Genomic DNA, 13208 nt, shown 5'->3' with positions numbered 1-13208 from the left:
CGGACGGCACTGAGTGCAATACCCCTCTGCTATCCCCCCGGGCGCGTTGTCAGCTCGCGAAAATGAGGAAGCTCAAGCACTAGGCCATTGAAGTCCAGCGCGCTAACCTTGCCCGCCTGACCGAGGAACTCCAATGACCGACCGCTTCTCCAGCCGTACGCCGCAACAGGCCCTGGCCGCCCTGCTCGACCTTTGTGCGCCGAAGCGTTTGCTGCTGGTGGGTGCCGAGGGGTTTCCGGCGTTGCAGGCTTTTTGCGAAGCGCATCCGCAGACCGAGCTGGCCCAAGCGGGGCCCGGTCAGCTACCGCCCGACCTGGCCGGGCAGCGCTTTGATCTGGCGCTGGTGGTGGGCTGCCTTGAGCACATGCCCAAACGTGCGGGGCTGGAGTTGTTGGGCGGCATTCGCAACCTCAATGCCAGCCGGATCGCCGTGCTGGCGGATCTCGATGCCTGCGGCTGGCAGCTCCCCGATTTCTACTCCCTGGCACTCCAGGCCAGCGAACGGTTTTCCCGGGATGAACAAGTGCTCACGCTGTTCACCTACGATCTGCGTGAATACAAACAGGTGCCGGACTGGCTGAACGCGAGGTTCTGGGCCAATCCGGAGAATTACGGCAAGTATTGGTGGTGAGGGACGCATCATGAGCAGCGCAACATGCCCTTGCGGCAGCGGCAATCTTCTCGACGGTTGCTGCGGCCGCTATCACGCCGGCCAGCCCGCACCGTGCGCCGAAGCGCTGATGCGTTCGCGCTACAGCGCCTATGTACTGGGGTTGGTGGATTATCTGCTGGACACCACGCTGCCGGCACAAAATGCCGAACTGGATCGTGATGCGATCAGCCAGTGGAGTGCCCAGAGCACCTGGCTGGGTCTGGAAGTCGAGGGCGCCGAGTTGATCGGCGGTCAGCCTGAACATGCATTCGTGACCTTCACCGCCCGCTGGCACGATACCGACGGCGAGCACCGTCATCGCGAGCGCTCGGCGTTCGTGCAGCATGACGGGCGCTGGTATTTCATCGACCCAACGGTGTCGCTCAAAGCCGGTCGTAATGATGCCTGCCCCTGCGGCAGCCAACAGAAATTCAAGAAGTGCTGTTCGGCTTATCTAAGCTGACGTTCACCGCGGCAACGCCAGCGACCACTCAGAGACAGGCAGTCGTCAGGCCAGTCTGATGTGGGAAACGTCCGGTACCAGCGCATGCTCAACCGGCTTGTCCTGACCCAGATCGGCGCCCGCCGGTGCCAGACTCAACCCAGACAGGTCGAGCTGCGGCGCACGCACCGGCATTTTCGGATCCTGCACGTCCTGGCCCGGCTCCGAGAGCGTGTAGTCAGGCGCCTCCACATCCACAAACGCTGCCATATAAACGTCCCGCGGTTTGACGCTGGCCTTGCGCGTCGGCGTCGCGTCGTTGCGCGGCGCGGTCAGGTTTGATGGCTTGCGCGTCCAGCTCGGCTCGTCCGGGGGCGGCGCCAGTTCGACCTCTTCCACCTCAACCAGGCCCGGGGCCGCCACCACCGGAGCCTGAACGACTGGCGCCATAGGCACGACCTGGGCCATGGCCCCGGCGCGTTCAAGGGTCGAGCGGTACTTTTCCGCCGCCGCCTCATCGAGGTTGTTTTTCAGGACCAGCCGACGGCCGGAGAACAGCAACGCGATGCGTTGGGCGTCCGCCTGAAACAGCTTTACCATGTTGGCCTTGACCAGATCCGGCTGCGCGCCGGGGACCAATTGGCCGGAAAATACGATTTCGTAGAGCTTCATGGTCAATACTCCTTCGACACATGGCGCGAGTATGGCGCAGGCTGTGGAGAACGGCGAGTCACGTGCAGTGGCGGTCAGACCGGGCCTATCAGACCGGACATAAGGGAGCGACCCATGATGTTTGCAGCACGCGTCCTCAAAATCGCAGGCCTCTTCGCGCTCCTTGCGCTGTCGGGCTGCTCGACCTGGATAACCGGCGGCTTCGAAGACCCCGACGTCAAGCTGCTGAAGGTCGAGGTGGTCAAGGCCAAGTTGCTGCGTCAGGACTTCAAACTGCGCTTCAGGGTCGACAACCCCAACGACTCCAGCCTGTTGGTCCGCGGCCTGCGCTACAAGATCCTGCTCAACGACATGCTGCTCAGCGAAGGTGTCTACAGCGACTGGTTCATCGTCAAAGCCAACAGCCACAAAAACTTTTCCGTGCCGATCCGTACCAATCTGTGGGAACACCTCAAGGACATCTCCAAGGTGCTTGGAAAAGCCAATCAGCCGGTGCATTACCGGTTGGAAGGCAAGCTCAAGACCGGATTTTTATTCGGGCACAGCGTGCGCATCGGGCGCAATGGCGACATAATCCCCGGCGATTTGATTCCGGAGTAACCCCATGAACCAGCAAGCTCACGTGCACGGTCCCGACTGTGACCACGATCACGACCACCACGATCACCATCATGACCACGGCCATGTGCACGGCCCGCATTGCGGCCACGCGCCTCAAGAGCCGGTACGCAACACGCTCAAGGACGTCGGCCGCAACGATCCTTGCCCTTGCGGCAGCGAGAAAAAATTCAAGAAGTGCCACGGCGCGTAACGCACCCTGCCCTTTCTACGGCCTGAATCTTCAGGCCGTTTTCATTTGTGCGATGGACGTTTGAAGGCGTAAAACAGGTGCAGCCTTAATGGCAGTCGTGATGACTTCACCTGGAGCGCGCAATGATCGATCTGCACTACTGGACCACCCCCAACGGCCACAAAGTCTCGATTTTCCTCGAAGAAGCGGGCCTGCCGTACAAGATTTTCCCGGTCAACATCGGGGCGAACGAACAGTTCGAAGCCGATTTTCTGAAGATTTCCCCCAACAACAAGATTCCGGCCATCGTCGACCACGAACCTGCTGACGGCGGTGAACCGCTGAACCTGTTCGAGTCCGGCGCTATCCTGCTGTACCTGGCCGAGAAGACCGGCCGGTTCATTGCGAAGGACCTGCGCGGCCGCCAGGAAACCCTGCAATGGCTGTTCTGGCAAATGGGCGGCCTGGGCCCGATGGCTGGTCAGAATCACCACTTCAACCGGTTCGCCAAAGAGAAGATTCCCTACGCGATCAAGCGCTACGTTGACGAGACTGCGCGCTTGTACGGCGTGCTGAACGAGCGTCTGGCCGATCGCTCCTTCGTTGCGGGCGAGGACTACGGCATCGCAGACATGGCGATCTACCCGTGGATCGTGCCGCACACGTTCCAGGAGCAGAACCTGGATAACTTCCCGCACCTGAAGCGTTGGTTCGAGACGGTCGCCAATCGCGACGCGGTGAAGCGCGCCTATGCGCTGGCCGACAAGATCAATCCGCCGAAGCCGTAATCCCAGGGTCGACAGGGTTCAGGGGGACGCGCTGATATCCCCTCTGAAACCCGAAAATAAACTCCCTCCCCCTGCTTGCGTGACGCCCGCCTGCTCTCTAACGTAGCGCCTTTTCTACGCCCACCCCCGCAGGAGCTACATCATGGCCTCGCCAGCCCTTTCGACGTTGAAAACGCGCATGAGCGCGGCCGCTGCCATGATTGGACTATTGAGCCTGGCCGGTTGCCAGCTGGGCGGTGAAGACCGCGACAGCCTGCCGCCTGCCAGCGGGGTGTTTGCCATTAAGGGGCTGGCGCAGAACGTCTCGATTCGCCGCAACAATCTGGGCATGCCGCTGATTGAAAGCAGCACATTCCATGACGCACTGTTCACCCTCGGGTATGTTCACGCGACAGACCGCATCACTCAAATGATGCAAATGCGCTTGCTGGCCCAGGGCCGGCTGTCGGAAATCGCCGGGCCGGGCGCCCTCGATCTCGACCGCATGATGCGCGCCGCCAACCTCAAACAGACCGCCGGCCAGTTGTATGCCGCCTCGTCGCCGCGCCTGAAACGCTTCTTCGAGGTGTACGCGCGCGGCGTTAACGCCTACCTCTTCCGCTACCGCGACAAACTGCCGGCTGACCTCGCCGACTCGGGTTACAAGCCTGAATACTGGAAGCCGGAAGACTCGGCGCTGATCTTCAGCCTGCTCAACTTCAGCCTGTCGGTGAACCTGCAGGAGGAGATTTCCTCGCTGGTGCTGGCGCAGAAAGTCGGCGCGGACAAGCTGGCCTGGCTGCTGCCGACCTATCCCGACGAAGCGTTGCCTTTTGCTGAAGCCGACAAGCTCAAAGGCCTGAATCTGGGCAGCCAACTGCCGGGCCTCAGCGATCTGGACAAAGCGGCGCTGCAGCTTTCCGACCTCAATCTGCTGGGCGTTTCGGCGTCGAACAACTGGGTGATCTCGCCCCAGCGCGCCCGTGCCGGCAAGAGCCTGCTGGCCACCGACAGTCAACTGGCGCCGACCCTTCCGTCAATGTGGAATTTCGTGCAGATCCGCTCGCCGAAATACCAGGCCGCCGGCGCGACCGTTGCGGGATTGCCACTGGTCTTGTCCGGTTTCAACGGCAAACTGGCCTGGGGCATGGGACCAGCAATGGGCGACAACCAGGACCTGTTCCTGGAAAAGCTCAAGCGCGAAAACAATCGCCTGATGGTCATGGCCGACGGCAAATGGATCGCGGCAGGCGCCCATGAAGAAACCTACTTCGTCAAAGGCCAGAGCCCGGTGCGCGAGCCCGCGTACGAAACACGTCACGGCCCACTGCTCAACGCGAGTTCCGCGCAACTGGCCAGCGGCTTGGGCATCGCCCTGCAGACGCCGGACGCCAAGGATGACAAAACCCTCGACGCCCTCTTCGATCTGACCCGGGCGCAGAACGTGCAGCGAGCTTTCGACACTACCCGGGAGATCCGCGCCATTACCCTGAACATGGTGTTTGCCGATGCCTCGAACACCGGTTGGCAAGTGACCGGCAAATACCCGAACCGCCGTGACGGGCTCGGCCTGATTCCTTCGCCGGGCTGGGACGGCCGATTTGACTGGGACGGCTACGCCGACGCGATGCTGCATCCGTACGATCAGGATTCGCAGCAAGGCTGGATCGCCACCGCCAACCAGCGCACCGTACCGAAAGGCTATGGCATGCAGCTGTCCAATTCCTGGGACTACCCGGAGCGCGCCGAACGCATCGCCGAACTGGCCAATGCCGGCAAGCAGGACACCCGCAGCACCGTCGCCATGCAATACGACCAGACCACGACCTTCGCCGCCAAACTGAAGAAAATGTTCTCCGCGCCCGGCATGTCAGCGCCTTTGAAACAGGCCATCGACGCCTTGCCCGCGCCAGACCGCGACAAAGCCCGCGAAGCGTTCACCCGCCTGATGGCGTTCGACGGCAGACTGTCGCCGGGTTCGGCCGATGCGGCGATTTACGAACTGTTCCTGCAAGAAAGCGCCCGCCAGACCTTCCTCGACGAACTCGGCCCGGAAACCAGCCCAGCCTGGAAAGCGCTGGTGCAAAGCGCGGACCTGTCCTACTCGCCCCAGGCCGATCACCTGCTGGGCCGTGAAGACAGTCCGTATTGGGACGACGTGAAAACCCCGCAGAAAGAAGACAAACCCGCCATCCTCGCCCGCAGCCTGGCCGCTGCAATCAGCGTCGGTGAAGCCCAACTCGGCCCCGATCACAAAGCCTGGCAGTGGGGCAAACTGCACCAGATCACCTGGACCGCCCAAAGCGCCCAACTTACCGCCGCGCTGGGCGGCAACAAGGCGAGCGTGCTCAAAGGCCCGATCGCCACCGGCGGCGACCACACTACGCTCAACGCGTCGGGCTTCCACTGGGGCCAGGACTTCAACGCCGCCGTCGTCCCGGCCATGCGCATCATCGTCGACTTCGCCCAGCAGGAACCGATGATGGCGCAAAACGCCGCCGGCCAATCCGGCAACCCGGCCAGCCCGTACAACGCCAACGGCATCGAACCCTGGATGAAAGGCCTCTACATGTCCGTGCCGATGCAACCGGAAAACTTCGAAAAAGCCTACGGCAAGCAGCGCCTGACACTGACGCCCGGGAAGTAATGGTCGAGCCATCCATGATGACGCGGAGCGTCGCGGGATGCATTCCCACGCAGAGCGTGGGAACGATCAGGTGGTTGATGCCTGGGAAGAAGTGGCGCCTGAAATGGCCTCTTCCCGGCTGAAGCCGGTCCCACTAAAAGCGATGCGCGCATCCAAGATTGATGGCGTCCAAACCGGCCCCTTCCTGGCTGAAGCCGGTCCCACTAAATAGCACACCGCGTACCCTCAGTGGGACCGGCTTTAGCCGGGAAGCTTTTGATCTGCTTGGACGCGCTTTTGATCTTCATACGCAAAAGGCTCAAACACCACAAATCGCGACTTGGGTGCAGGCTGAACGCAGGTCTCGCTCCGTGGGCCGAGCGGCATGGATGCCGCGAGAGCCGCCCCCCGCCATGGATGGCGGATGGCGGCGGGCCCACGGAGCGAGACCGGAGTGAGGGAACCCGACGAAGGAGGGCCAAACCAGGAGCAAGCACCCTTGGTTACTTGGGGTGCTTTTCCAAGTAACTCGCCGAAGGCGAAACAGTCGAGCCGTTAGGCCGACGCTCTTGACCCTGATCTTGATCTTGATCTTGATCTTGATCCTGATCCTGATCTTGCTTCAAAACCCCGAACTTCTAAGCCCCGCCACCGCTCTACCTGACAAGTCCCCAAACCCGGTCAAACCATGGATCTCGTCATTGCCCGCCCCGAAGGCCTCTACTGCCCGCCCGGTGATTTCTACATCGATCCGTGGCGCCCGGTCGAACGCTCCGTCATCACCCACGCCCACGGCGACCACGCCCGCACCGGCAATGAACACTACCTCGCCGCCGCGCCCGGCGAAGGCATACTGCGCTCCCGACTGGGCCAGGACATCAACCTCCAGACCCTCGCCTATGGTGAAAGCATCACCCACCACGGCGTCAAACTCAGCCTCCACCCGGCGGGCCACGTCCTCGGTTCCGCCCAGGTCCGCCTCGAATACCAGGGCGAGGTCTGGGTTGCCTCTGGCGACTACAAAGTCGAACCCGACGGCACCTGCGAACCCTTCGAACCCGTGCGCTGCCACACCTTCATCACCGAATCCACCTTCGGCCTGCCGATCTACCGCTGGCAGCCCCAAGCGGAAATCTTCGCCGGCGTCAACGAATGGTGGCGCGCCAACGCCGCCGCCGGCAAAGCCAGCGTCCTGTTCGCCTACTCATTCGGCAAAGCCCAACGCATCCTCCACGGCATCGACCCCAGCATCGGCCCGATCCTCGTCCATGGCGCCGTCGAACCGCTGAACCGCGTCTACCGTGAAGCCGGCGTACGCATCCCGGAAACCCACTATGCCGGCGACTTCAAAAAAACCGACCCCGCCTTGCGCAGCGCCCTGATCGTCGCACCGCCCTCCGCCGGCGGCAGCACCTGGATGCGCCGTTTTGGCGAGTTCAGCGACGCCTTCGCCAGCGGCTGGATGATGCTGCGCGGCACCCGGCGTCGGCGTGGTGTCGATCGCGGCTTCGCCCTCTCCGACCACGCTGACTGGCCGGGCTTGCTCTGGGCCATCGAAAACACCGGCGCCGAGCGGGTCATGGTCACCCACGGCTCGGTGGCCGTGCTGGTGCGCTATCTGCGGGAACTCGGCCTCGACGCCCAGGGTTTCAGCACTGAATACGGCGACGAGGAAGACGACGCAGCGGTCAAGACCGAGCCAGCATCCGAATCCGCATCGACAGGCGAGGCCTCCTCATGAAGGCCTTCGCCGAGCTGTATTCCGACCTGGACGCCACCACCTCCAGCAACGCCAAGCTGGCGGCCATGCAAGCCTATTTCAGCACCGCAGCACCTGAAGACGCCGCGTGGGCGGTGTACTTCCTGGCCGGCGGACGCCCACGGCAACTGGTGCCGACGCGGATGTTGCGTGAGCAGGCATTACTGCTGTCCGGCTTGCCGGAATGGCTGTTCGAGGAGAGTTACCAGGCGGTCGGCGATTTGGCAGAAACCCTGTCGCTGCTACTCCCGAAAGCCGAGAACAGCTCCGAAGAAGGCCTGGCCAGCTGGATGGAAAATCATCTGCTGCCCCTGCGTGGTCTGCCTCCGGAAGAATTACTCGAGCGCCTGCCAACATTCTGGTCACAGCTGGACCCGCAAAGCCTGATGGTCTGTCTGAAGCTGATCACCGGCAGTTTCCGGGTCGGTGTCTCGAAGCTGCTGGTGACACGCGCCCTCGCCGCGCTGGCCGATATCGACAGCAAGCGCGTGGCCCAGCGGCTCGTGGGCTACACCGATCTTTCCCATCGCCCCAGCGCCGAGGGCTATCTAAAACTCATCGCCGAAGAATCGGCCGACGAACACGCGCAACGCGGCGGCCAGCCTTACCCCTTCTTCCTTGCCCACGCGCTGCAGCAACCCGTCGATCAGTTCGAGAACCTGCTGGGCGCCGCCGAAAACTGGCAGGTGGAATGGAAGTGGGACGGCATCCGCGCCCAAGTGGTCAAGCGCGAAGGTCGCCTGTGGATCTGGTCGCGAGGTGAAGAACTGGTCACGGATCGCTTCCCGGAGCTGCACAGCCTTATCCAATGCCTGCCCGACGGCACGGTGATCGACGGCGAGATCGTGGTCTGGAAAGCCGCAACCCCTGAGAATCCCGAGGACGGCGAGTTTGCCCTCGACACCCCTGCGCCCGGCACCCCCGGCGAAGCGACACCGTCAGTGCAGCCCTTTGCCCTGCTGCAACAGCGCATCGGCCGAAAAACCCTGGGCAAGAAGATTCTGGAGGATGTACCGGTCGTCGTGCTGGCGTATGACCTGCTGGAATGGGAAGGTCACGACTGGCGCAGCCGCCCGCAACACGAACGGCGCGCGCAGCTGGAAAAGGTCATCGGCGACGCCCAAAGCCCGGTGCTGATGCCCTCTCCGGTACTGACCGGCACTGACTGGCTTGACCTCGGCCGGCAGCGCGAGGCGTCCCGCAGCCTTGGCGTGGAGGGGATGATGCTCAAGGCGCGGGACTCGCTGTACGGCGTTGGACGCACCAAGGACATGGGCGTCTGGTGGAAGTGGAAAATGGACCCGTTCAGCGTCGACGCCGTGTTGATCTACGCCCAGCGCGGTCACGGCCGCCGCGCCAGTCTCTACAGCGACTACACGTTCGCGGTCTGGGACGGCCCGCCGGAATCCAGCGAACGGACATTGGTGCCCTTCGCCAAAGCGTATTCGGGGCTGACCGACGAAGAGATGCGAAAAGTGGATGCAATCATCCGCAAGACCACGGTCGACAAATTCGGCCCGGTCCGAAGTGTTACCCCAACCCTGGTATTCGAGTTGGGCTTTGAAGGCATTGCACTCTCTAAAAGGCACAAGAGCGGCATCGCCGTCCGGTTTCCGAGGATGCTGCGGTGGCGCCTCGACAAACCTGTCGCCGAAGCCGACAGCCTGGCGACGCTGCAGGACCTGCTGGCCTGAGCACCGTCGCGGTGCGCAGGCCTGATGATCGCCCGCCCTATATGCACTGAGTTAGGGCGCTTTGAAACGTCACGGATCTCACGGCAGGCTTGGCCAAGCGTTTCGAATCTCCCCCACGCCGCAAAAACCATCGCTGGCCCTTTCATGGGCTGCAACTTTTTCGCCCACTCTCAACGGGATACCGCTACTCTGCCGGTGCCTGCGAGACCTCAAAAAAAGACAAAAGATGGCGCTGAGTCATCATTGCGACAACTCCGTACATTTAAAACGCGCGTTCGTTTGTTTGGTTCGGAAATTGCTGTCTATTTGCGGTCTGGCTTTTGCCGGTAGCAAGCCTTCGCGTGTTCCCAACGCTCAATTTGGTTTTAAGGACTGAACGATGAAAAAAGCATGGCTGACCCTTTCCGCACTCGCCATCTGTCTGGCCGCCGGTAACGCAATGGCCAAGGAGTACAAGGAGCTGCGTTTCGGCGTCGATCCTTCCTACGCGCCCTTCGAATCCAAAGCCGCTGACGGCAGCCTGGTGGGCTTCGATATCGACTTGGGCAACGCGATCTGTGCTGAACTGAAGGTCAAGTGCAAGTGGGTCGAAAGCGATTTCGACGGCATGATTCCAGGCCTGAAAGCCAAGAAGTTCGACGGCGTGATCTCCTCCATGACCGTGACGCCCGCTCGCGAGAAAGTCATCGACTTCTCCAACGAACTGTTCTCCGGCCCTACCTCGCTGGTCTACAAAAAAGGCTCGGGCTTGAGTGCTGACACTGCGTCGCTTAAAGGCAAAACAGTCGGTTACGAGCAAGGCACCATCCAGGAAGCCTACGCCAAGGCCATCCTGGACAAGGCTGGCGTGAAGACCCAGGCCTACGCCAACCAGGACCAAGTGTATGCCGACCTCGTTTCGGGTCGTCTGGACGCATCGGTTCAAGACATGCTGCAAGCCGAACTGGGCTTCCTGAAATCGCCACAGGGCGGTGATTACGAAGTCAGCCAGCCAATCGACGATCCCCTGCTGCCGGCCAAGACAGCCATCGGCATTTCCAAAGGTGACAAGGAGCTCAAAGCGCTCTTGGACAAGGGTATCAAAGCGTTGCACGATGACGGCAAGTACGCCGAGATCCAGAAGAAGCACTTCGGCGATCTGAATCTGTACAGCGGTAAATAAGCAAACAGACGCCCGTGAATTTCAGCCAGAATCGGCCGCTGAAGTTCACGGGCGTTTTTATTGACTGTATAGGTTGCACATGTTCGAAACTCTCCTGCAAAACCTGGGACTCTCGGCACTCAGCCTGAAAGGCTTCGGCCCGCTGTTGCTGCAAGGCACCTGGATGACCGTCAAATTATCGGTACTGTCGCTGCTGCTGGCCATTGCACTCGGCCTGCTGGGCGCCAGTGCCAAACTCTCGAAAGCCGCCGTGCTGCGCGTTCCGGCCCAGATCTATACCACGCTGATCCGTGGCGTACCTGACCTGGTGCTGATGCTGCTGATCTTCTACAGCCTGCAAACCTGGCTGACCACGCTCACCGAAGCGATGGAATGGGACTACATCGAGATCGACCCTTTCTCTGCCGGCGTCATCACGTTGGGCTTCATCTATGGCGCGTATTTCACCGAGACCTTCCGCGGCGCGATTCTCGCCGTACCGCGCGGTCAAGTCGAAGCCGCTACGGCCTATGGACTCAGCCGTTCGCAACGATTTCGCCTGGTGGTGTTCCCGCAGATGATGCGCTTCGCCCTGCCCGGCATTGGCAACAACTGGCAAGTGGTGCTCAAAGCCACGGCGCTGGTGTCGATCATTGGTCTGGCCGATCTGGTCAAGGCCGCGCAGGACGCGGGTAAAAGCACGTATCAGCTGTTCTATTTCCTGGTACTCGCCGCCCTGATCTATCTGGTCATCACCAGCGTGTCCAACTTCGCCCTGCGCTGGGCCGAACGGCGGTATGCCGCTGGCAGCCGGGAGGCGCAACGATGATCGAATTACTGCAAGAGTATTGGCGCGCCTTCCTTTATACGGACGGCCAGAACATCACCGGCCTGGCCATGACGATGTGGCTGCTCAGTGCCTCCATCGCCATCGGCTTTATCGTGTCGATTCCGCTGTCCATCGCCCGCGTGTCGCGCAATCCGCTGGTGCGCTGGCCAGTGCAGTTCTACACCTACCTGTTCCGTGGAACGCCGCTGTATATCCAGTTACTGATTTGCTACACCGGGATTTACAGCATCGCGGCCGTGCGTGAGCAGCCCATGCTCGGCGCGTTCTTCCGTGACGCGATGAACTGCACGATTCTCGCCTTCGCCCTGAACACCTGTGCCTACACCACCGAAATCTTCGCCGGTGCGATTCGCAGCATGAACCACGGTGAAGTCGAGGCGGCCAAGGCTTACGGCCTGACCGGCTGGCGCTTGTACGCCTATGTGGTCATGCCGTCGGCATTGCGCCGTTCGCTTCCTTATTACAGCAACGAAGTGATCCTGATGCTGCACTCGACCACCGTGGCCTTCACCGCCACTGTGCCGGACGTCCTCAAGGTCGCGCGCGACGCCAACTCGGCCACCTTCCTGACCTTCCAGTCGTTCGGCATCGCGGCGCTGATCTATCTCACGGTCACGTTCATTCTGGTGGGCCTGTTCCGACTGGCTGAACGCCGCTGGCTGGCCTTCCTCGGCCCGACTCACTAGGAACCCTGCATGCGACACCAGACCCATGATCTGCTGGCCCCGGTGCCCGGCACCGCGCGGCAGATCCACAGCTTTCACTACGGCCCGGAAACCGGCGCCTGTAAGGTTTACATCCAGTCGTCCCTGCACGCCGACGAGCTGCCGGGCATGCTGGTGTCCTGGTATTTGAAGCAACGGCTGGCCGAACTCGAAAACGCCGGTCAGCTGCTCGGCGAAGTCGTGGTCGTTCCCGTGGCCAACCCCGTCGGTCTGGAGCAGGTTCTGATGGACATGCCGCTGGGCCGCTACGAGCTAGAGAGCGGGCAGAACTTCAACCGCCGCTTCGTCGACCTCGGTCAGCAGGTGGGCGATGAAGTCGAAGCGCTGCTGACCGATGACCCCGAAGACAACGTCACGCTGATTCGCAAAACCTTGCTCGCCGCACTGAATAACTGCGTCGGCAGCACCCAGCTGGAGTCCCAGCGCCTCACGTTGCAACGGCTGGCCTGTGACGCCGACGTGGTGCTGGACCTGCACTGTGATTTCGAATCCGTCGAGCACCTGTACACCACGCCTGAGGCCTGGCCCCAGGTCGAGCCGCTGTCGCGTTACCTCGGCGCACAGGCGAGCCTGCTGGCAACCGATTCCGGCGGGCAGTCGTTCGACGAATGCTTCACGCTGGTCTGGTGGCAACTGCAGCAGCGTTTTGCCAAACGCTTCCCGATTCCGCTGGGCAGTTTCTCCGTGACCCTGGAGTTGCGTGGTCAGGGGGACGTCAATCACGCCCTGGCCAGCCGCGATTGTCAGGCAATCATCAGCTACCTGATGCACCGCGGCGCCATTGTCGGCGAGCCGGTTGTGCCTCCTGAACTGATTTACCCGGCGACACCGCTGGCGGGCGTCGAACCTGTCGCCACGCCGGTCGGCGGTCTGCTGGTGTTCTGCACACTGCCCGGCGAATACGTCGAGGCGGGGCAGTTGATCGCTGAGGTCATCGACCCGATCAGCGACACAGTGACCCCCATCCACACAGCCAACGCGGGCCTTATGTACGCCCGCTCATTGCGACGCATGGCGACCGCCGGCATGGTCATCGCCCATGTTGCCGGCACCGAAGCCTACCGCAGCGGCTACTTACTTTCTCCTTGAG

At 61.8% G+C, this 13208-nt stretch carries 13 protein-coding genes; 12 read left to right on the top strand and 1 reads right to left on the bottom strand.

The genetic code is table 11. The features are described 5' to 3' along the window. The first annotated feature begins 133 nt into the window (after positions 1-133). Positions 134-631, top strand: a complete 498-nt coding sequence (locus tag AC3ISG_RS05780) for a DUF6231 family protein (protein ID WP_489298707.1) — start codon at positions 134-136, stop codon at positions 629-631. 10 nt (positions 632-641) lie between these two features. Continuing rightward, entirely contained in the window at positions 642-1115 is a 474-nt protein-coding gene (locus tag AC3ISG_RS05775; protein ID WP_489298706.1) for a YchJ family protein, read from the top strand. Between the two features lie 45 nt (positions 1116-1160). On the opposite strand, the gene AC3ISG_RS05770 is transcribed toward AC3ISG_RS05775, so the two are convergent. Then, on the bottom strand, positions 1161-1766 hold the full coding sequence (locus AC3ISG_RS05770; protein WP_489298705.1) for a hypothetical protein: 606 nt from the start codon (positions 1764-1766) through the stop codon (positions 1161-1163). Between the two features lie 114 nt (positions 1767-1880). Between AC3ISG_RS05770 and AC3ISG_RS05765 the strand changes: the two genes are divergently transcribed. The 10 genes from AC3ISG_RS05765 to AC3ISG_RS05720 all read left to right on the top strand — a co-directional run bounded on the left by AC3ISG_RS05765 (position 1881) and on the right by AC3ISG_RS05720 (position 13207). Beyond that, entirely contained in the window at positions 1881-2366 is a 486-nt protein-coding gene (locus AC3ISG_RS05765; RefSeq protein ID WP_122536127.1) for an LEA/WHy family protein, read from the top strand. A gap of 4 nt (positions 2367-2370) precedes the next feature. After that, positions 2371-2577, top strand: coding sequence for an SEC-C metal-binding domain-containing protein (locus tag AC3ISG_RS05760; RefSeq protein WP_065992586.1), 207 nt, complete (start codon positions 2371-2373; stop codon positions 2575-2577). 122 nt (positions 2578-2699) lie between these two features. Further along, positions 2700-3344: a glutathione binding-like protein gene (locus AC3ISG_RS05755; RefSeq protein WP_489298704.1), complete on the top strand. Its 645-nt coding sequence runs from the start codon at positions 2700-2702 to the stop codon at positions 3342-3344. Positions 3345-3486: 142 nt separating this feature from the next. Further along, positions 3487-5970, top strand: a complete 2484-nt coding sequence (locus AC3ISG_RS05750; protein WP_489298703.1) for a penicillin acylase family protein — start codon at positions 3487-3489, stop codon at positions 5968-5970. A gap of 667 nt (positions 5971-6637) precedes the next feature. Continuing rightward, positions 6638-7690: a ligase-associated DNA damage response exonuclease gene (locus tag AC3ISG_RS05745; RefSeq protein WP_205486938.1), complete on the top strand. Its 1053-nt coding sequence runs from the start codon at positions 6638-6640 to the stop codon at positions 7688-7690. Continuing rightward, complete coding sequence (locus AC3ISG_RS05740) at positions 7687-9402, top strand: ATP-dependent DNA ligase (RefSeq protein ID WP_489298702.1); 1716 nt, start codon at positions 7687-7689, stop codon at positions 9400-9402. Before AC3ISG_RS05745 ends, AC3ISG_RS05740 begins: the two co-directional genes overlap by 4 nt. Before the next feature lie 379 nt (positions 9403-9781). After that, entirely contained in the window at positions 9782-10564 is a 783-nt protein-coding gene (locus tag AC3ISG_RS05735; RefSeq protein ID WP_122536122.1) for a transporter substrate-binding domain-containing protein, read from the top strand. Positions 10565-10643: 79 nt separating this feature from the next. Further along, complete coding sequence (locus AC3ISG_RS05730; RefSeq protein WP_122536121.1) at positions 10644-11372, top strand: ABC transporter permease; 729 nt, start codon at positions 10644-10646, stop codon at positions 11370-11372. After that, entirely contained in the window at positions 11369-12079 is a 711-nt protein-coding gene (locus AC3ISG_RS05725) for an ABC transporter permease (RefSeq protein ID WP_122536120.1), read from the top strand. Before AC3ISG_RS05730 ends, AC3ISG_RS05725 begins: the two co-directional genes overlap by 4 nt. A 9-nt stretch (positions 12080-12088) precedes the next feature. Then, the gene (locus AC3ISG_RS05720) at positions 12089-13207 is read left to right on the top strand and encodes a succinylglutamate desuccinylase/aspartoacylase family protein (RefSeq protein ID WP_489298701.1); all 1119 of its coding nucleotides are present in this window, start codon (positions 12089-12091) and stop codon (positions 13205-13207) included. Position 13208: the final 1 nt, after the last annotated feature.

The organism is Pseudomonas sp. GL_135 (genome assembly GCF_057834665.1).
This window is presented reverse-complemented; position numbering and strand designations above follow the sequence as displayed.